This window comes from Streptomyces sp. SCSIO 30461, from assembly GCF_037023745.1.
Classification (GTDB): Bacteria; Actinomycetota; Actinomycetes; order Streptomycetales; family Streptomycetaceae; genus Streptomyces.
In genome coordinates this window covers 2,353,905-2,373,450 of record NZ_CP146101.1, presented here as the reverse complement: position 1 = coordinate 2,373,450, position 19,546 = coordinate 2,353,905, and the positions used below count along the sequence as shown (strand labels likewise).

13 protein-coding genes and 1 pseudogene are annotated in these 19,546 nt (G+C 70.7%); 6 read left to right on the top strand and 8 right to left on the bottom strand.

Going from position 1 to position 19,546, the window contains the following annotated elements; all coding sequences use genetic code 11:
* Positions 1-96 precede the first annotated feature (96 nt).
* Positions 97-354 (top strand): annotated as a pseudogene (locus V1460_RS10645) (IS1182 family transposase); the annotation flags it as partial.
* A gap of 168 nt (positions 355-522) precedes the next feature.
* Here V1460_RS10645 and V1460_RS10640 read toward each other — a convergent pair.
* Together V1460_RS10640 and V1460_RS10635 are read right to left on the bottom strand one after the other, a co-directional pair.
* Positions 523-2,088, bottom strand: coding sequence for a glycoside hydrolase family 71 protein (locus tag V1460_RS10640; RefSeq protein ID WP_338673507.1), 1,566 nt, complete (start codon positions 2,086-2,088; stop codon positions 523-525).
* A 310-nt stretch (positions 2,089-2,398) separates the two neighbouring features.
* Entirely contained in the window at positions 2,399-3,586 is a 1,188-nt protein-coding gene (locus tag V1460_RS10635) for an LCP family protein (RefSeq protein WP_338673506.1), read from the bottom strand.
* 355 nt (positions 3,587-3,941) lie between these two features.
* Between V1460_RS10635 and V1460_RS10630 the strand changes: the two genes are divergently transcribed.
* Positions 3,942-5,345, top strand: a complete 1,404-nt coding sequence (locus V1460_RS10630; RefSeq protein ID WP_338673505.1) for an exopolysaccharide biosynthesis polyprenyl glycosylphosphotransferase — start codon at positions 3,942-3,944, stop codon at positions 5,343-5,345.
* Positions 5,346-5,470: 125 nt separating this feature from the next.
* On the opposite strand, the gene V1460_RS10625 is transcribed toward V1460_RS10630, so the two are convergent.
* The gene (locus tag V1460_RS10625) at positions 5,471-6,439 is read right to left on the bottom strand and encodes a GDP-L-fucose synthase (protein ID WP_338673504.1); all 969 of its coding nucleotides are present in this window, start codon (positions 6,437-6,439) and stop codon (positions 5,471-5,473) included.
* Between the two features lie 179 nt (positions 6,440-6,618).
* Between V1460_RS10625 and gmd the strand changes: the two genes are divergently transcribed.
* From gmd to V1460_RS10610, 3 genes are all read left to right on the top strand, one after another.
* On the top strand, positions 6,619-7,632 hold the full coding sequence (gmd, locus tag V1460_RS10620; protein ID WP_338673503.1) for a GDP-mannose 4,6-dehydratase: 1,014 nt from the start codon (positions 6,619-6,621) through the stop codon (positions 7,630-7,632).
* A gap of 264 nt (positions 7,633-7,896) precedes the next feature.
* Positions 7,897-10,635: a LamG-like jellyroll fold domain-containing protein gene (locus tag V1460_RS10615; RefSeq protein ID WP_338673502.1), complete on the top strand. Its 2,739-nt coding sequence runs from the start codon at positions 7,897-7,899 to the stop codon at positions 10,633-10,635.
* A gap of 119 nt (positions 10,636-10,754) precedes the next feature.
* On the top strand, positions 10,755-11,477 hold the full coding sequence (locus V1460_RS10610) for a hypothetical protein (protein WP_338673501.1): 723 nt from the start codon (positions 10,755-10,757) through the stop codon (positions 11,475-11,477).
* 151 nt (positions 11,478-11,628) lie between these two features.
* Here V1460_RS10610 and V1460_RS10605 read toward each other — a convergent pair whose 3' ends face one another.
* Together V1460_RS10605 and V1460_RS10600 are read right to left on the bottom strand one after the other, a co-directional pair.
* Positions 11,629-12,738, bottom strand: a complete 1,110-nt coding sequence (locus V1460_RS10605; protein WP_338673500.1) for a glycosyltransferase — start codon at positions 12,736-12,738, stop codon at positions 11,629-11,631.
* Positions 12,735-13,274: a WcaF family extracellular polysaccharide biosynthesis acetyltransferase gene (locus V1460_RS10600; protein WP_338673499.1), complete on the bottom strand. Its 540-nt coding sequence runs from the start codon at positions 13,272-13,274 to the stop codon at positions 12,735-12,737. The genes V1460_RS10605 and V1460_RS10600 overlap by 4 nt, the downstream gene beginning before the upstream one ends.
* Before the next feature lie 122 nt (positions 13,275-13,396).
* Here V1460_RS10600 and V1460_RS10595 point away from each other — a divergent pair, with 122 nt between their 5' ends.
* Positions 13,397-14,965 carry an O-antigen polymerase gene (locus tag V1460_RS10595; protein ID WP_338673498.1) on the top strand — a complete coding sequence of 523 codons (1,569 nt, stop codon included), beginning with the start codon at positions 13,397-13,399 and terminating at the stop codon, positions 14,963-14,965.
* 108 nt (positions 14,966-15,073) lie between these two features.
* Here V1460_RS10595 and V1460_RS10590 read toward each other — a convergent pair whose 3' ends face one another.
* Genes V1460_RS10590 through V1460_RS10580 form a run of 3 tightly spaced genes read right to left on the bottom strand, consistent with a single transcriptional unit; the run spans position 15,074 to position 19,421 of the window.
* The gene (locus V1460_RS10590) at positions 15,074-16,447 is read right to left on the bottom strand and encodes a hypothetical protein (protein ID WP_338673497.1); all 1,374 of its coding nucleotides are present in this window, start codon (positions 16,445-16,447) and stop codon (positions 15,074-15,076) included.
* A complete protein-coding gene (locus tag V1460_RS10585) occupies positions 16,444-18,216 on the bottom strand; it encodes a lipopolysaccharide biosynthesis protein (protein ID WP_338673496.1) in 1,773 nt (590 codons plus the stop codon). Before V1460_RS10585 ends, V1460_RS10590 begins: the two co-directional genes overlap by 4 nt.
* On the bottom strand, positions 18,213-19,421 hold the full coding sequence (locus V1460_RS10580; protein WP_338677992.1) for a glycosyltransferase: 1,209 nt from the start codon (positions 19,419-19,421) through the stop codon (positions 18,213-18,215). Before V1460_RS10580 ends, V1460_RS10585 begins: the two co-directional genes overlap by 4 nt.
* Between the last annotated feature and the right edge of the window lie 125 nt (positions 19,422-19,546).

Below are 19,546 nucleotides of genomic sequence, written 5' to 3'. Positions count from 1 at the left end.
ACGGGCATGCTCGGGGCTGTTCGTGGACCGATGCGGTTGCCCGATGTCGCTCCGTGCCCGTTCTGGTGAGCGAATCCCGTCTCTGACCGTGCATTGATGGCACGGGCGAGCGACCCGGGCGGTACGACGGCGATGTGGGTGGGGGACCGCCTCGGCGGGCTGTGGTGTGGCGAGGACTTCGCCGACCGGTACTCGCACGATGGCCGCCCCGGCCTCTCGCCCACCCAGCCGGCCACCGTCTGTGTGCTGCAACTGCTCGGCTTGGCGGACCGGCAAGCGGCCGAGGCGGTCCACTGCCGACTCGATTCCACCTACGCGCCGGCCATGGAGCTGGACGATCCCGGCTTCCACCACAGTGTGCCGGCCGACTACCGCGAGCGCCTCGCCCCGGGCGATCGTGCCGACCGTCTCCTCGACCTCGAGCGCATGAAGGAGGCCGTTACGCGAGCGCACCACCTGGCGCACCGACTCAAGCTGAGAGCGGGGGCCGGAACCGGCCCCGGGCCCCCGCCCGAACTTGGGTCAGCGCCTGCTGGACACGCCGTAGTACTGGAGGTCCTGCACGGTGGCTGCGCGCCGCGCCGGATATCGGGTCGTGACGGCGGCGACCGTGGCGCCCCCACGCCTGGCCACGACCTCGGTGCGGCCGGGGCTCAGCGGAAGGCCCCGGGCGTACGGGCCGGCCGGAGCGCCATAGGTATGGGGCACAGTACCCACTCGCACATCGAGCGTGGCGGGTGCGGTCAGGAAGGTGAATACCTCCACCTGGTCGCTCGCGGGTGCGGTGCCCGGCCGGGGGCGCATCCGCACGGGGTGGGTCGCGGTGTCGGCGCCGGACGTGAACTGCACTCGGGAGGTGACGTAGACGGTGTCGCGGACGATCCGAGGCCACACCCCCGTCTTGAAGCGAGTGAGGTAGTAGGAGGATATGTCCAGATAGGTATGGCCGTTGTGCAGTGAGGGGGCGAACTGGGTACCCTCCGAATAGTCGTTCCAGGTGGTGAGCTGCACCCAGTCCGCCCCGTCGGTGATCGCGTGGTTCCAGGTCGAGCGCAGGGTGGCTGTGTTGCCCGCCTCGTCGTAGATGCCCTGGTTGGGTCGGGCGTCCTGGACGGACACGGCCTGCATCCACTTCTTGCCCAGCGAGTGGGCGAGTCGGATGTCGCCGGGGACGCCGTCCTGCTGGGTATGGCTGCGGTTGCCCCAGGACGAGAAGACCTCGCTGATCGGTGCGAACCGCTCGGCGTTGGCGCGGAAGTCCAGGAAGACCGGGACCAGTGCGGTGCCGATGCCGTGCTCGCCGAGCCGTCCGATCACCTGGCTCCACCATGCTGGTTCCCGGGCCTCGGCCTTGAACGGGGAGACCACGAGGCGCCCGTCGGCCAGCCGGTACGCGGAGGGGGAGGCGGCGAGCGCGGCCAGTTCGTCGGCCAGGGTGCGGGGGTCGGTGTCCAGGGACGCCATGTCAGGCATCAGCACGACGCGGAACCCCGGGTCGACGCGCTGCGCCGCGCGCAGCAGCAGTTCGACGCGCTCCCGGTTGGTACCGGTCAGGGAGAGGATGTCGACGGTGAACCCGTCGATCCCGGCGTCACGGGCGGTCCTCACTTCCCTTTCCAGGTTGGCGAGTCGCCAGTCTCCGCCACCGGGCTGCACGGGCAGCGGCCGGTCCCGCAGCAGTCCACCGTAAGCCGTGTGCTTGCCCTTCTCCCCTTCGGCGGTGAGGTAGTTGCGGTTGTAGTAGTCCCGTGCGGTGGGCTCGTTGTCGAGCGAGAGCGGGTAGGGCGGGAAGTAGTGCGCGAAGACGAGGCGCGGGCTGCTGCGCAGTTCCTCGGTGGCCGGCAGGTCGAAGGGCAGCACCGGACCCGGCGCCACGGCCGGTGCGGTGGTGGGCTCAGGGGCGGGCTCAGGCTCGGTGGGCTCCGGGCTCGGCGGCTCGGAGGGGGACGCGGCGGGGGACGCCGACGGCTCCCGGTCGGGGGCCGGCTCGGTGGCGGCCGGACTCGGCCGAAGGGCGTGAGGCAGGGGCTGCTCCCGGTCACCGGCGAGACCGACACCGGCGCCGAGCCCGATCAGTAACAACCCCAACAGGGCTCCGATCGTGGCGCGTCGTCTTCGCTTGGACGGCCTTCGGTGATGATGGGCACGACGAACCGGGTGTTCCGACATGGGTGTCCTCCGTGGACGCGGGCGTAGGTCCCGGAGCACAGGACCAGACGCTGACAAGCATGGCCTGCCGGCCGGTGAACGCACTAGCGAACAGGCCACTGTGGCGACAACACGCCATCGTCGCCATACGACTCACGACGCTCCCCATCCGCGGCCCACCGCAGTGCGTTCGGCACGTCTCAGTGCGGCATGCCTCCGTGCGGCTCGTCACGTCTCGGCGTGTCTCGGCTCACTGCGCCGTGGCGCCGAGCCGGTCGGTGTTCTCGTGGGTCTCCATGTAGACGTCGAGGGAGTCCTCACGCATGGCCTGCCAGAGCTCCGCGCCTTCGCCGCTGTCCAGCAGGACCACGGACTGGCCGGAAATCATGTCGGTCCCCTTGGTGGGAGCGTTCATGAACACCATCGAACCGGGGCGCACGTTCCTGTTGTCCCACAGCAGCGCACGCAGGTCGGTGTCGCTGAGCCGGTCGTCCACGCTCACCGCGGCGGTGAGGTAGTCCAGCACCTCGGTCGCCTTGGCCGGGTTGGAGAAGGTCGAGGGGCGCATGACCTTCCCGAGCAGGGTGCGCAGGAAGTACTGCTGGCGATGGGTGCGGTCGAAGTCTCCGCGGGGCAGGTTCTTCCGCTCGCGTACGTAGGTCAGGGCCTCGCTGCCGTTCATATGGCGGCCGGCGCCGTCCACGACGAGGTCCACTCCGCCTACGGCGTCGGTGAGTTCCTTGAAGCCGTCCCAGTCGATCACGGCGAGGTGGTCCACCCGCACCTTGGTCAGCCGCTGCACCGTGTCGATCAGCAGCGGCGGACCGCCCCAGGAGAACGCCGCGTTGAGCTTGGCCTTGCCGTGTCCCCGGATGTCCACCCAGGAGTCACGGGGCAGTGAGACGACATACGCGCCGGAGTGGTCGGCCGGGAGATGGACCAGCATCATCGTGTCGCTGCGTTGGGCCCCGTACTTCCACTGGGGAGCCTTGGCGTCGCGGCCCGTGGTCGGCAGGTCGGAGCGGCTGTCCACACCGACGAGGAGGAAGGTCTGGCCGCCGCGCGACGGCGCGGGCTGTTCGGTCTCGGGGAGCGTCGTCGGGAAGACACCGGATATGCGGTCGACCCTGCCGGTGTAGTGGTCGACGGTCCACCAGGCGATCCCACCCACCATGAGCAGGCCGACCGCCAGCAGCGTCATCGCCCCGATGAGCACTCGGCGTGCGCGGCTCCTGGGCTTCTTGCGGCCTCGGCTGCCCGCTCCGGTCGTCCCGGCGGCTTCCCCGCCATCCCCGGTGGCCGTCCCACCGGTCCCGGGCGCCGTTCCGGTGGCGCCCCTGGTGCCGGATTCGTCCGACTTCACGGCGGCAGCCGGGAGCATGTCCGTCGCTTCGCTCCGGTCCGTCATCGCGGCATCAGCCGCCTTTCTGTCCCCCACCACGCACTCCGGAATCGTCGGAGTGCGTCCCCTTCCCCGTCGGGCGCACACTGTAGCCAGCATGTTCGAGGTTCGTACAGGTTTCCGCGAGGTTCGGTGACCCGACTCTCCCCGCCCGCACATCGTGCGGTTTCATATGCCCCATTACCAGTCGGTCACGTTCACATAAACGCGCCCATGTGCGCAATAGTTTGCCGTACCGTTCACCATCGTGTCACATGTTCGATGAACAGATGTTCGTGACATCGGTGGCTCACGCCACCGGACGTGCCTGGGGGGGTACATGTGGGATGTTCAAACCGCTGATTCCGATCGATCAAGCGAGGCACGCCACCGAGCGCGCCCCTCACAGTGGATGGGGCGCAAGTCCCGGTGGTATCTGCCCGCTTCGCTGATCATCGACCTCAGCGGTGCCGGAGTGCCGGTCGGGCTGATGCTGTACGCCGCGCACCAGCCGTGGGCCGTGCCGAGCGGCGTCGTCGCGGGGCTCGCCTGGGCCGGCGTCCAGCTGTTCCGTACGCGCTACGAGGCGCGGGCCATCGGCGAGGACCGAGGCGCGCTCCCCGTGCTCCACGACTGGTTCATCCTGCTGGGGGTGCTCGCGGTTGCACACACAGCCATGGGGGTTCGACTGCGCGCGCCGCTGTGCCTGGCCGCGCTGCTGCCCGCCCTGCTGCTGACGCTGATCTGCCGCAAGGCGGTGCACCGCCATCTCGCGGCCAAGCGCCGCAGGGCGCAGGCAGTGGTCAAGGTGCTGGTGGTGGGCGAGCCCACCGCCGCGGACGATGTGACCGCGCACCTCGCCGCCCGTACCGACCACCCGTATGTCGCGGTGGGCGCCGTCCCCGTGGGAGACGGTGAGTGCGGCTCCGGCATCCGTACCGGAAAGCGGCTGGCGGCGGCCACACCCGACTCCCCCGCGGAGGACTCCGAGCCGGTCGTGGGCGCGGTGCGGGGGCTCGGCGCCGACCTGGTGTTGGTCGTCCCGGGCGCCACGCTCTCCGGCGAGCGGCTGCGCCGCCTGTCCTGGGGCCTGCACGACGCGGGGATCGAGCTGTTCCTCGCGCCGGGCCTGGTGGAGGTGTCCGTCAAGCGCCTGGAGACCGGATCAGCCGGCGGTATGTCGCTGCTGCGGGTGGCTCCGCCGACGAAGGAGGGCGTGCAGCCGCTGCTCAAACAGGTGCTGGACCGCAGTTCAGCCCTGCTGGGTCTGCTGCTGCTGGCTCCGCTGCTGCTGCTGATCGGAGCGGCGGTGAAGGCGTCGTCGTCGGGTCCGGTGTTCTATCTCCATGAGCGCATCGGACTGGGCGGACGTCCGTTCGTGATGTGGAAGTTCCGCAGTATGCGGGTGGGCGCCGACAGCGAGAAGGCCGAACTGGCCCAGGAGAACGAACACGACGGCCTGATGTTCAAGATGCGCCGCGACCCCCGGGTCACCCGGGTCGGCCACTGGCTGCGCCGCACCTCGCTGGACGAACTGCCCCAGCTGATCAATGTGCTGAAGGGCGACATGTCCCTGGTGGGTCCACGACCGCCGCTCGCCGACGAGGTGGCCCGCTACACGCCCGTCGAGTGGCGGCGACTGACCGTGCGGCCGGGGATGACCGGGCTGTGGCAGATCAGCGGGCGCTCCGACCTGTCCTGGGACGAAACCGTCCAGCTCGATCTCAGCTATGTCGACAATTGGTCGTTCACGAGTGATGTGGACGTCATGGCCCGTACGTTCCGCGCCGTCGTCGACGGCCGCGGGGCGTACTGAGGACGGCGCTCGTGACCGCCCAGCGTCCCGGCGCGGTCGCCGCGCCGGGACCCGGTGACGGCGACCACTCCCGAAGCACCTCCCGCGACCGCGGCTCCCCCCGTGACCGCGCCCGGCCGGTTCCGTCAGCTGCCGGAACCGGCCTCGCGGCCGTCTTCGAACCCCCCGCGCCAGTGCGCGTAGGTGGCGGCGATGCCGTCGCGCAGCGGGATCGCCGGCTTCCAGCCGAGCCCCGCCAGCCGGGAGATGTCGAGCAGCTTGCGCGGGGTGCCGTCGGGCCGGGTGGTGTCCCAGGCGATCCGTCCGGTGAAGCCGGTGACATCGGCGACCGTCGCGGCCAGTTCCCGAATGGTGAGGTCGTTTCCGCAGCCGATGTTGACCGGCTCGTCGCCGTCGTACGAGCGCAGCAGCAGCGCGCACGCCGCGGCGAGGTCGTCCACGTGCAGGAACTCGCGGCGCGGGGTGCCGCTGCCCCACAGCACGACCTCGTCGCGGCCGGCGGCCGCCGCCTCGTGGAAGCGCCGGATCAGGGCCGGCAGCACGTGCGAGGTCTCCAGGTCGAAGTTGTCACCGGGCCCGTAGAGGTTCGTCGGCATGGCGCTGATGTACGACGCGCCGTACTGGCGCCGGTACGACTGCACCTGGACGATGCCGGCGATCTTCGCGAGCGCGTACGCCTCGTTGGTGGGCTCCAGCGGGCCGGTCAGCAGCGCGTCCTCGGTGATGGGCTGGGGGGCGTGCTTGGGGTAGATGCACGACGAGCCCAGGAAGAGCAGCCGGCCCACCCCGGCGGCGTGCGCCCCGGCTATCACGCTGAGCTGGATCTGGAGGTTCTCCTCCAGGAACTGCACCGGCTGCGTGCTGTTGGCCATGATTCCGCCGACCTTGGCGGCGGCGAGCACCACGGCGTCGGGCCTCATGTCGGCCAGTTCGGCGGCGGTACGCGCGGCATCGCGCAGATCCAGTTCGGCACGGGTGCGGGTGAGCACCTCGTGCCCGTCGGCGGAGAGCCGGCGGGCCACGGCGGAGCCCACCAGGCCACGGTGGCCGGCGACGAAGACACGGGCACGTTCGGGCAGCAGCGATGCGGTCATGGGCCGGATCATGCCAGGCGTTGCGTGATCCGTACGACCGCATCGGCATTTCAACAGAAATTACCGGTACTTCGCAGGATTCCAGAGATACCAGGATTTCACGGCAAACAGCCCGTGCACAGCGGGCGCACGAACCGGATCCGGCCCCATGGCGGGTCCGGCATGGAGGGGAACATCACATGACCAAGACCGCGCTGATCACCGGTGTGACCGGCCAGGACGGCTCGTATCTGGCGGAGCTGCTGCTGTCGAAGGGCTACCGGGTGCACGGCCTGGTGCGCAGGTCGTCCAGCTTCAACACCGAGCGGATCGACCACATCTACCAGGGCCCGCAGGAGGCCGAGCGCAGCTTTGTGCTGCACCACGCCGACCTCTCCGACGGGGTGGCGCTGGTGAACCTGCTGCGCGACCTCCAGCCGGACGAGGTGTACAATCTGGGCGCGCAGTCGCATGTGCGGGTCTCCTTCGACGCGCCGCTCTACACCGGTGACGTGACCGGCCTGGGCGCGCTGCGGCTGCTGGAGGCCGTGCGGGCGAGCGGGGTGCAGACGCGGATCTACCAAGCGTCGTCCTCGGAGATGTTCGGCTCGACGCCGCCCCCGCAGAACGAGGGCACCCCCTTCCACCCGCGCAGCCCGTACGGCGCCGCGAAGGTCTTCGCGTACTGGGCCACGGTCAACTACCGTGAGGCATATGACATGTTCGCGGTGAACGGCATCCTGTTCAACCACGAGTCCCCGCGCCGCGGCGAGACCTTCGTGACCCGCAAGATCACCCGCGCTGTCGCCCGGATCAAGGCCGGCCTCCAGGACCGCCTCTACCTCGGGAACCTGGACGCGGTCCGCGACTGGGGTTACGCGCCCGAGTACGTCGAGGCGATGTGGCGGATGCTTCAGCACGACGAGCCGACCGACTACGTGGTGGCCACCGGGGTCCCGGCCACGGTACGGGAGTTCGTGGAGACCGCGTTCGCCCATGTCGGGCTCGACTGGAACGACCACGTCCGCTACGACCCCAAGTACGAGCGCCCCAGCGAGGTCGACGCGCTGATCGGGGACGCCTCCAAGGCGCGTGAGCTGCTGGGCTGGAAGCCCACCGTCCTGGTGGAGGAGCTGGCACGGATCATGGTCGAAGCCGATGTGCGGCAGGTGGCGGACCAACTCGCGGGCGCCTCGGTGCGTATCGACCGCTGACGCGGCGGCGGATCCACCGCTGCCGACGTTCGACGGAAACGTCACGCACGGCGACCTCCAGTGACGGATGTGTTGTCCGGCACCATGAGATCGCTGTGAAAACGTTTAAATTGCACATCGGATGAGTCAAATGCATTCCGCGAAGTGACATGCACTCGTAGAGTTCGCGCGCAAACATGTTCATACGCCCGCTCCGACCGAGGAGGCCTGGCGGGCGCATCAAGGGCAGAGAGTCCGTCAGCGGACTCAGAAGCCGGGGGGTTCATGCACAGAAGAACAAGAGGGCGGCTCAGCGTCGCCCTCGCACTGTCAGTGGCGGCAGCGGCGGGCGTGGGCGTGCTCACGGTCCTGCCGCAGTCCGCGAACGCGATCACCTCGCCCGTCGCCTTCACCGCCGACGACCTGCCGACCTGGCAGACCAACGGCATCGTGTGGACCCTGGCCGAGGCGAACGGCACGGTGTTCGCGGGCGGCACCTTCTCGCAGGTGCGCCCGCCGGACGGGGAGAGCGGCAACGCGCAGGACGCGCTGAACTTCGTCGCGCTGGACGCTGCGACCGGCGACCCCACGTCCTGCAAGCTGTCCTTCGCCGTTGACAGCGGCACCGCGACCGTGCGGGCCCTCGCGGTCTCGCCGGACAAGAAGACGCTCTACGCGGGCGGCTACTTCGGCTCGGTCAACAACGTGCCGGTCAGCAGTCTCGCCGCCATCGACATCGCCAGCTGCACGCCCAAGGCGAGCTTCCGCCCGAGTGTCCCCGCCACCGTGCGGGCGCTCGCGGTCACCGGGGACACGGTGTACCTGGGCGGCGACTTCACCTCGGTCGGCGGCGCCGAGCACGAGCGCTACGCGGCGGTGGACGCCACCAGCGGCGCCGTCAAGCCGTTCCAGGCCGATGTGGACGAGCCCGGCCGGGCTCTCGCGGTCACCCCCGACGGCAAGAACGTGATCCTCGGCGGTGACTTCTTCACCGTCAACGGAGCGAGCTCGCACGCACTGGCCGTGGTCGACGCGACCACGGGCGCCAATGTCCGCACCTACCCCGGCTTCATCGAGAGCAGGTCGGTGGTCAAGGCGCTCGACACCGACGCCACGGGCTTCTACACCGGCAACGAGGGCACCGGTGGCGGTGTGTTCGACGGCCGTATCGCGCTGGACCTGTCCACGATGAACCAGCGCTGGCGGGACACCTGCCTGGGCGCCACCCAGGCCGTCGAGTCGTACGAGGGCGTGCTGTACAGCGCCTCGCACGCGCACGACTGCGCCAGTGTCGGGGAGTTCCCCGACGGCCGCCGGCGCCACCTGCTCGCGGAGCCGACCACCGGCACCAACAAGCTGGGCTGGTTCCCCGACACCAACGACGGCCTGGGCGAGGGCATCGGCCCGCGCGCCATGGTGGTCTCCCACACGTCGGACAACAAGTACATGTGGGTCGGTGGCGAGTTCACCACCGTCAACGGCGCGGCCGCCCAGGGCCTGACCCGCTTCGCCTCTTCCCCGGACACCGGGGCGCCGACCGTGCCTTCGGTCAGCGGCGAGGCCGTGAGCCCCACCGAGGCGCGGGTCCGCTGGCGTTCGAGCTACGACCTGGACGACAGCAAGCTGACGTACAAGGTCTACCGCAACAACGGCTCGACGCCCGTGTACACGGTCGACGGCGACTCCGTCGAGTGGTCGCGTCCGCAGCTGTCGTACACCGACAAGAACGTCACCCCCGGCTCCACCTACACCTACCGGGTGACCGCCACCGACGCCGCGGGCAACGCCTCCGGGCTCTCGTCCACGGTCACCGTGACGGTGCCGACCTCCGCCCAGAACTACGCGGCGCAGGTGCTGGATGACGGCGCCAACATGTACTGGCGCTACGACGAGTCCACCAGCCCGTTCATCGGCGACAGCTCGTCCGGCAACCAGAGCGGCGTCCAGGTCAACGAACCGTCGCTGCGCCAGACCCCGGCCGCCGTGACGGGCGCGTCCACCGCGATGGGCTTCAACGGCACCAACGAGTGGGCCTACAGCGAGAAGCAGGTCGCGGGGCCGAGCCAGTACTCGGTCGAGACCTGGTTCAAGACCACCACCACTCGGGGCGGCAAGCTGGTCGGGTTCGGTGACCGCACCCTCAAGCACAGCGCCAACTACGACCGGCACGTCTACATGCGCACCAACGGTCAGCTGATCTTCGGCGTCTACACGGGCACCACCCGCACGATCACCTCGCCGAACAGCTACAACGACGGCAAGTGGCACCATGTCGTCGCCACCCAGGGCTCGTCCGGGATGGTCCTGTACGTGGACGGCGTCCAGGTGGGCACGCTCGCCGAGACCGGCAACCAGAGCTACAACGGTTACTGGCGCATCGGCGGGGACAACCTCAGCTCCTGGCCGAACCGTCCCACCAGCTACTACTTCGCCGGTCAGATGGACGAGACGGCGATCTACCCGTCGGCTCTGAGCGCGTCCCAGGTGCAGAAGCACTACTCGCTGGCCTCGGCCGTGGCCGACACCGTGCAGACGGTCCGGGCGGCTGAGGACACGTACGTCAACGCCAGTGCCGCAAGTGCCAACTACGGCACCTCCACCTCGCTGGCGGTGCGCGGCACCTCGGCGTACGAGTCGTACCTGCGCTTCGACCTGCCGGCGGCGCCGGCCGGGACGGTGCTCAAGAGCGCGCGGCTCACGGTGAAGACCACCACCATGAGCAGCGCGGGCAGCGCGGACGAGATCTCCGTGCGGCCGGTCACCGGAAGCTGGACGGAGTCGGGCACCACCTATGCCTCCAAGCCGACCGTCGCCGGGACCTCGATCGGCACCCTGACCGGGATGACCGAGTTGTCGTCGCTCTACTCGACGGGACTCGACACCGATGCGCTCTCCCCGGCCCTGGGCGGCAGCTACAACCTGGCGCTCACCAGCACCGGAGCGGACGCGCTGTGGCTGTGGTCCGCCGAGGCTTCGGCCGCGGAGAACACGCCGCAGCTGGTGCTGACCTTCGGGGCGCCGTAACCTCGCCGCCTCTCGTGCGGGCCCGCACCTCCGTGCGGGCCCGCACACCCCTCCGGGCCCGCACCTCCGTGTGGGCCCGCCTCCATACCCCGGGGCCCGCCGCCCCCGCAGGAGCCACCATGCACACTCGTACCACTCGGCTGACCCTGCCCGTCAGGTCCGCCCGGCGCGGCGCCGTCGGCGCCGCCGCCCTCATCGCGCTTCTCGCACTCACCGGTTGCAGTTCGGACGGCGACACGGAAACGAAGGCGAAGGCCAAGCCCACCCAGAGCGCCGCCGGCAAACCGGCCGCAACCACGCCCGACTCCCAGTCGAGCCCGGCGCCCGAGGCAACCAAGGACTCCGCGTCCAAGGGCCCGGTCCTGCCCGACGCCAAACTCACCCCGGCGACCGGCACCTTCACCACCAAGGAGAAGAAGTACCTGAGCGGCCGGGTGCCCGTGGACATGGACCCGGCCGCAGTGCTCCAGACCGGCCAGGAAACCTGCCAGCGCATCGAGCGCACCGCCGCCCACGACAAGAACGCCGCGATCGGCGCGATCATCGCCGGAGACCTGCCGGAGGCCGAGGCCGCGATCAAGCAGCTGTGCCCGAAGCAGCGGCCACTGCTGGACGCCGCGGAGACCGGATTCCCGGGCGGCACCCAGAAGAACCCGGAGCCCGGCACCTACCAGGCCCTCACCACCGCCGAGGGCTGCACCTGGCAGGCGCTGGGAGAGGGCGGCGGCGTGCTGGCGGCCGGACCCGGCACGGGCGCGGGCAAGAAGAAGGTGATCGCGGAGGTCCCGTCCGGGACCCGTTCATTCGTCTCGACGGGCTGCTACGCCTGGCTTCCCGCGTAGTTCCGCACCAGGTCCAGGCGGTCGCCTGGGTTCCCCCTCGCCCGGTCGGGCGAGGGGGAACCCCAGCGGCATTGCGCTGTTGGCGATCTGGACGGTGAGGGTCAGGGGCGGGTAGTCGGCGCCGGGGGCGAAGACGGGATCACGCTCGGGATCACACGCGCTCGTAGACATCGAGCAGCGTGCCGATCACCGCGTCCATCGAGAACGTCTCGGCCGTGAGCTTGCGGGCCGCGCCGGATGCGGCCTGGCGCGCTGACGGCTCCAGCAGGTCGAGCACCGCGGCGGCGATGCCGTCGGAGCCGGTCATCACACGGCCGGCGCCGGCCCGGACCACATCACGTGCCAGGCCATTGGACTCGGTCACCACGACCGGGGTGCCGACTGCCATCGATTCCAGGACCGACATCGGGAACGGCTCGTCGACCGAAGGCAGTACATAGACGTGCGCCCGGCGCAGTTCCTCGGTCATCTGCGTCCCGGTCAGCGGCCCCGGGCAGCTCACCCGCCCCCCGAGTCCCAACTCGCCGATCCGCCGGCGCACCGCGCCGAGTTCCCCCTCGTCGGGCCCTGCCACCACGATGGTGGCGTCCGGATACCGGGCGAGGATCGCGGGCGCCGCCTCCACCAGATCCACCGGCCGCTTGCGGGCCTGCAGGCGGGCCGCGTACAGAATTCGCGGGCTGCCTTGCGGGGCGGGCCCCTCGGGCTGCGCGGGCACGCCGTTGACCAGGTGGACGGCCCGGTCGAGTCCGGCTCCACCGACCACCGCTTCCAGGTCCCGCAGCTCGCGGCTGGTGAGATGCAGCACCGCACGAGCCCCGCGCAGCACCCGGCGCACCGCGACCGCGTCGAGCAGCCGGGCCGACAGCCGCTCGCTGGGGTCCACCATGCCGTGTGTCTGGAGGACCAGGGGCTTTCCGGCGCGCAGTGCGGCGAGCGCGACCGGCAGGGTCACCAGATCACGGGCGAGATGCACATGGACGACATCGGCGTCCCGTACGAGGCGGTGTGCCCCAGCGAGCAGAGCGGGTGAGGTGATACCGCTGAAGCCCAGCGGCAGCACCCTGCGCGCCCGGTAGAGCCGGGCGGGCACGCCCTCGATCTCCTCGGGCAGCGGCAGCGCAAAGCCGTCCGCAAGCGCGGTGAGGCGTGCGTCGTGGCCGCGTTCCCGCAGCCCCTGGCAGAGGTTGAGCGCGACCCGTACCGGGCCGCCGAAGGCGTGCGTCGTGCTGTGCAGGGTGACGGTGTGCAGCACTCTCATGCCGGTTCCTCCACGGGCCTGCGCCGGTTGTCGGCGGTGTGCAGAGTCAGCTCCGGAAGGTCCTTGTGGAGCACGGCGCCCGCACCGACGACGGCGCAGCGGCCGACCTTCACCCCGGCGAGCACGGTGGCGCGGGTCGCGATCCAGGCGCCGTCGTCCACGGTGATCGGCGCATTGCGGTAGCGGAAGTCGGCGGCGCGGTGGTCATGGCTGCCGGTGCAGAGCAGCGCCTCCTGCGACACGCACACATGGGCGCCGATGGTGACCGGCTCCAGATTGAGTATCCAGGCGCCCTCGCCGATCCAGGTGTGGTCGCCGACCGTGAGCTTCCACGGCCACAGCACGCGCACGCGGTGCCGGATGAGCACTCCGGCGCCGATCTCGGCACCGAAGGCACGCAGCAGGGCCGTCCTCACCCTGGCCGGGGTGAACCACGCCATGAAGACCGTGTTCATCACCGCGAACCAGAGCGCCTGAACGATTCTGCTTCGCCCCTTGTCGTATCCGGCCAGAGTGAAGGCCGGGAGATCACGCATCGATCCACCCCCAACGGCGTCCCCCCAGGACGCGACTTCGCCACACTGTAGTAGCTGGCCGTTCACCTCACACAGGGCGCCGGTAGACTGCGGCGGGGATCGTTACTCGGGGGCGGGGCGCCATGACGCAGCAGAAAGACCGGGGCTCCACTGCCCCGAGCGCCACAGCGGTGTCGCCCGCGGCACATGCGCCGGGCGCTCGGGCACCAGGTGCGCGGCAGCAGGGGCAGGAGCAGGAGACGCGCGAGCGCACCGTGACGCGCCCGTTCTCACCGCGCACACTGCTCTCGCGCGCGCTGTCGGTCCCGCTCGTGCTGGGATTCTCGGTGTTCCTGCCGCTGCTCGTACTCATGCAGCCGGGCACGGGCCCGCGCGACTCCGCTCTGTGGACACAGCTCGCGCTGACCGTGTATTCGGGCCTTCGGCTGTCGGCGATGGTCCTCACAAACCGCCGCAAACTGCTCGCCGGTTCGTTCTGGCTGTTCGTCTACATGGCGATGGGGGTGGCACCGTTCGTCCAGGCCGTGCTGGGGCGCACACCCACCCCGGTGGTGGGACCGCGCAGCGATCTCACCGAGGCCGTGGCACTCGTCCTGATCGGCTGCGTCGCCTTCGACATCGGCTCCCTGCTGGCCCGCCAGCGGCCTGGCCGCGAAAGGGACGAGGGGCTGCGCACGGCGCTGGTGCACCGCCGCCGCCTGTACCTGCTGACGCTTGCCGCCTTCGCCGGCTCTGCCCTCCTCGTGATGAAGCTGGGTGGCCCGGCGGTCTTCTTCACCAGCCGTCAGGAGATCATCAGCAGCGTCCAGGACGCGGGGCTCTCCCAGGCGGACTCGCAGGCGGGTCAGGCCATTGTGCGCGGGTTCGGCACCGTTCCCGCCCTGATCGCCTGGCTGGCCTACACCCGGTGGCTGGTGACCTCGCGGCATGCGCGCCGCTCCGTGACGGTCATCGCCTCCTGGCTGGCGCTCGCGGGGCTGAACGCGGTGGTCAACAACCCGATCTCGAATCCGCGCTTCTGGTTCCTGACCGTGCTGTTCTCGCTGCTGTTCACCGTCTTCCCGGTGAGCGCGGCGTTCTACCGGATCGCGCTGAGTCTGGGCGTGATCGTGGCACTGATCGTCTTCCCGTTCTCTGACCGGTTCCGTTACGACGACGACAACTACCGTCCGCTGGAGACCACGTCCCCCCTGGAACCACTGACCATCAAGGACTACGACCAGGTCGGCATGTTCGCCAACACGGTCACCTACGAACGGTCGGGGCGCGGCCACACCTACGGCCGCCAGCTGACGGGTTCGGTGCTGTTCGCGGTGCCCCGGTCCATCTGGGCGGACAAGCCCATGGACACCGGGGTGATGGTCGGCGAGTGGATGGGAACCGTCAACACCAACCTCTCCTCGCCGGTGTGGGCCGAGCTGTGGATCGACTTCGGCCCGGTCGGCATGGTGGCGGGGTTCGTGGGGCTGGGCTACGCGGCGGCCCGGGTGGACCGCCGCTATGCGCGGCGGGCGGTGCGCCGGTCGCCACCGGGCAGTCTGATCGCGCTCACGGTGCCGCTGATCGCCGGATACTCCTTCATCCTGCTGCGCGGACCGATGCTACAGGCGTCGGGGCGGGTGGCGATCGCGGTCTGCTGCATCGCGCTCATCACCACGTTCCGGCAGGACCGGGCGACCGGGCTGCGCTGACCGGCGAGCGGGCCGCAGGGACCGGCGAGCGGGATGCGCCTGCTCGGCGACCGCGGTGCACCGCTCGACTCGGCGACGGAGGCGTTGCGTCGCCCGTCAGGCAGCCCGTCAGCCCGCAGGAACGGCCGGAGCGTCCGCGGCAGCGGACCGCTCCTCCGCCACGGGCGCCCGGACGACACGGGCAGCGCGGATCCAGGCCGCAACCGCCTTCAGCGCGGAGCCCGCTGCCAGACCCCAGGCGGCGCCCAGCGCGGACCCGGTCAGCAGGTATCCGCCGAGCATGAGCACCACCGAGAGCAGCGAGAACACCACCTGCACCGACAGGGTGGAGCGCGGGCTGAGCACCCGGAGGGTCACCAGGGCACAGGTGCCCAGGCCCATCACCGCGTACTGGGCGCCCGTGGCCGGAAGCAGGGAAGCCGCCGACTGCCAGGTCTCACCCAGCAACTGGCGCCCCACACCGTCCGGCAGGGCGTGGAGCACCAGCCCCCAACCGAGACCGACGGCGCAGAGCACCAGCCCGAGGAAGGCCGCCGCTCGTGCGGTGGCCCGACGGCCATCGAAACGATTCAGCAGCGGCGGCCCGAACGCGTTGACCGAGTTGAACAGCACGTTGAGCGGACCGAAGAGGGTGCTGGCCCCGCGGAGCGCGCCGACCGCGAGCGGAGCGGCGAACAGACCGAGGCCGAGCACGGCGAGCTGGCTGGACGCGTTGCCCACGGCGAACTCCACGGCGAAGCGCCGGCCGAGGTGCCCTCTGCGCGCGTACGGCCGCAGATCCGTCCGGGTACCGCGCACATGCGGCCACAGCAGCCGCAGACCGAGCAGCAGGGCGGGCACGGCCGACAGCCCCCAGACCGCGACGAGCAGCCCGGGAGCGGTGTGCTGCGGCTGGAGCAGCAGCGCGGGCACCACGCACAGCAGGCGCAGGGTGTCGGTGACCAGTGCGAGACCGGGCCGCCGCAGTGTGGAGAACGCGTACCGCAACACGTCCTGCACCAGTACCAGCGGCAGCACGATTCCCAGCGCGAGGAAGGCTCCGCCCGGTCCGGTCGAGCCGACGGCGGCGGTGACCGTGCCGGCCACGGCCAGCAGCACGCCGCAGGCGGTGGCGGCGAGGCCGGTGAACGCGACCGCGGAACGGCACGCGGCTCCCGTGGTGGCGGTGTCACCCCGGGTGAGGACGACGACCTGTCCCGCGTACGCCGTGTTGAGGCCCAGCAGCACCGTGAAGGTCAGATAGACCATCGAGAAGGCGGCGAACCCGTGCGCGGTGGAGACCCGCGCGGCGATGACCAGGACGGCGATGTTGGTGAGACTGGACGCCGCCTGGTCGAGCACGGAAGCGACCGCTGCTGTCGACCGCCGCGAGCCGCGCCCGGCGGCCGGCACGCCCGGCTCGGGCGCAGTGGGCCGATCGGCCGCCGTGGGCTGATCGGGTGCCGGGTCGGACGCACCCGGCGGCCCCCCGGGCACGGTCACCGGTCTCCCGGGCGCACCGTGCGCAGTGCCATGGTGCTGCTGGGGTCGGTCTGCGGGTCGAACTCGGGCTCCGGCAGAGCCTCGCGTTCGGCGCGGGGCAGGGGCGGGGCGGGGCGGTCCGCCGGGCTCCCGGCCTTGCGCCGCCGGTTGCCGCCGACGCTCCCACTGCCGCCACCACTGCTGCCGCCCTCCCGCGCAGCGGAAGCCGTGCCACCGCGCCGCGACTCGCTGTGCGTCACCGCGCCGAGCACGGTACCGCCGGCACCGACGATCAGCTCACGGATGCGCATGAGGTCGGCCCGGTGCACGGTGCGCGGGTCGCAGACGATGAGCACCCCGTCGACGCGGTCGACCAGCGCCAGGGCATCCGCGTAAGCGAGCACCGGCGGGGCGACGACCACGACCGTCGCATCGGGATCGTCGGCCTCGGTGATCAGCTGGGTGACCCTGCCCGAAGTCAGTGCGCGCGGGACGTTGCGCACCCGCTCACCCGGGACGAGACCGAAGACCCCGGACTCCCCCGCGTCGACCACGAGCCGGTCCCGGCCGGGCCATTCGCCGTCACCGGCTTCGCCGTGCCCACTGTCGCCGTACCCGCCGCCACGGCTCCAGCGGGGCCTGGACATGGTGGAGACGTCGAGCAGGTCCGTCAGCGAAGGAGTACGCAGATCGGCTTCGATGAGCAGCACGTTCTTGCCGGTCTCCGCGAAGGAGGCGGCGAGGTTGGCCGCCACCGCCGCACTGGTCTCCATGGAGCCGCGCGGGGCGACGACGAGCAGGCGTCGCCGGTCGGCGAACTTGTCGTCGTAGGCGAGCCGGAAGGCGATCGAGCGGTACTCCTCGGCGGCCCGGGAGTCCGAACGCCCGACCTCCAGTGCGTCGACCGAGCCGCGCGGCAGCGCGCCCAGGACGGGGCCGCGCACGGCTCGGGCCACATCCCCGGCCGAACGCGGCGCGGGGTCGAACACCAACCGCACCCAAGCGGCCAGCAGCCCGAGGCCCACACCTGCCAGACCGCCCATGGCGAGCGCGAGCGGCAGGCCAGGACCGTCGGGTGAGGTGGGCGGGGTGGCGGTGCGGATCACATTGCCGGGAGTCATGTCGAGCGTCTTCAGGCTGGTGATCTTGGAGCGGAGTTCGGTGATGCGGTTGAGCAGGTTGGCCTGCTGCGCGTAGGCGGAGTCGGCGCGTGCGCCGTCGGGCAGCCCCTTGATCTCCTTGGACAGCTCGTCGTTCTGCTTGGCGATCGGATTGAGCTGGTCCTGGAGGCTCTTCACCATCGTGTCGCGGCTCTTCGACCACTGCTCCTTGCTCAGGTCGATGTACGCCTCCGTCAGTGCGTTGGCGCGCCGTGCCGCCTCCTCCGGGTCGGCGGCGTTGTAGGTGAAGTGCAGCACCAGGGTCTGCGGCGGAGTGGTGACCTGGAGCCCGCTCTGGAGCTGCTCGACCTCGTCCTCGCCCATTTCCAGCGCCTTCGCGGCGCGCTCGGCGACCTTGCGGCTGAGCGCCGTCTGACGCTCGGACCCCATGTTGATCGCCTTGTCGAGGGAGAGGGTCGGATTGAAGGGGTCGCTGGAGGGGGCGCGCAGGACGACATCGGTGGTGGCCGCGTAGCTGTCGGCGCCGGTGATGCCCAGCCAGGCACCGGCCAGCAGTCCCACACCGATGCCGCTCGCGATCAGCCAGCGATAGCGCAGCAGTTGGCGGAACTGCTCGCGCAGCTGCTCCGGCTCGTCCTCCGCCCGGATCGTGACGTGTGTCTGGCTCACTTCCCAGGGCCCCCCATCGCCTCGTCGATCAGCGCGTCGATCCGCGCGAGACCCGCTTCCCGTGACAGATGGGCCGCCACATGGCGCGGTCCCGCCGCGCCGAGCTCATCCGCCATCCCCGGGTCATCGGCGAGTTTACGCACCGCGGACAGCAACTGATCCGGATCCTCGGGTTCCACGAGCAATCCGGCACCGGATCGCAACACCTCGCGCGCGGTGCCGCCCTCAGCGGCGACGGAGGCGACCACGGGACGACCGGAGGCGAAGTAGGAGGTCAGCTTGGACGGCACGCTCATGTCGAGCACCGAGGCCCGTTGGGTCACGGCGAGCACATCGGCGGCAGCGAGCACATCGGGGAAGTCCTCGTCGGAAACCGGAGGCATGAATTCCAGGTTGGGCAGCCCCTCGGCCAGCCCTGCGAGGTGCTCGCGCTGGTTGCCGTCGCCCATCAGCACGATACGGGTCGCCGGATCACGGCGGGCCGCCTCCACCAGCACCTCCAGGCCCTGCTTGAGGCCCATGTTCCCGGAGTGCACCACGACGGTCTGCTCGGGCCGCCAGCCGAGGCGCTCCCGGGTGTGCGCGCGGGATGCGGTGGGTGCCCCTATGTGCGACCAGTTGGGCACCAGACGTATGCGCCCGGGATCCACCCCCATGGCCTGGACCCGCTCGACGAACGTCTCGTGGATCACACCGACGAGGGTGGCCCGCCGCAGCACCCACGACTCCGCCCGTTCGGCCAGCTCCGCCGCGCGGCCTCCACCGCCCTTGATTCCGGACTGCGCGGCGGCGGCGCCCATGAGGTCCTGGACGACGGGCACGTAGGGGACACGCTGCCGGGCCGCGATCCGCGCCCCCAGCACGCCCCCGGCGAGGCTGGGCAGCTGGGCGAGGACGGCGTCGAGCCGACCGGTGCGGGGCGGCGCGACAAGGCCATGGGCGAGGATCGACCCCTCGAACATGCCCCGGCGCAGCGCGCTCTGCCGCGGCGGGACGGTGTGCAGGCGGCGGTGCACGGTGACCCCGGCACGCCGCTCGGTGGCCCGCCACACCTTGCGGTACGCCGGGTCGATCTGCCAGGACGGGTAGTGCGGAAGCCCGGCGAGCACATGGGTGTCATGCCCGCAGCTCGCCCAGTGCTCGGCGATACCGGTGGCGTACGGGCCGATCCCGGTGTGCTCGGGCGCGTAGTTGGTGGACACCAGCAGCAGCCGTCGCCGCCCGCCGTCCCCGCCGTTGGTCTGTGTCACGGTCACGCGGCGAAACCTTCCCCCCGGCCGCCTGCCTCGGCAGCCTCCCCAGTATGTTCACATCCCACGAGACCCCCCTG

Excerpts from the sequence above, each read along its gene's own strand:
- V1460_RS10630 (WP_338673505.1), top strand. The coding sequence starts at position 3,942 with ATGGGGCGCAAGTCCCGGTGGTATCTGCCCGCTTCGCTGATCATCGAC.
- V1460_RS10625 (WP_338673504.1), bottom strand. The coding sequence starts at position 6,439 with ATGACCGCATCGCTGCTGCCCGAACGTGCCCGTGTCTTCGTCGCCGGC.
- gmd (WP_338673503.1), top strand. The coding sequence starts at position 6,619 with ATGACCAAGACCGCGCTGATCACCGGTGTGACCGGCCAGGACGGCTCG.
- V1460_RS10615 (WP_338673502.1), top strand. The coding sequence starts at position 7,897 with ATGCACAGAAGAACAAGAGGGCGGCTCAGCGTCGCCCTCGCACTGTCA.
- V1460_RS10610 (WP_338673501.1), top strand. The coding sequence starts at position 10,755 with ATGCACACTCGTACCACTCGGCTGACCCTGCCCGTCAGGTCCGCCCGG.
- V1460_RS10605 (WP_338673500.1), bottom strand. The coding sequence starts at position 12,738 with ATGAGAGTGCTGCACACCGTCACCCTGCACAGCACGACGCACGCCTTC.
- V1460_RS10600 (WP_338673499.1), bottom strand. The coding sequence starts at position 13,274 with ATGCGTGATCTCCCGGCCTTCACTCTGGCCGGATACGACAAGGGGCGA.
- V1460_RS10595 (WP_338673498.1), top strand. The coding sequence starts at position 13,397 with ATGACGCAGCAGAAAGACCGGGGCTCCACTGCCCCGAGCGCCACAGCG.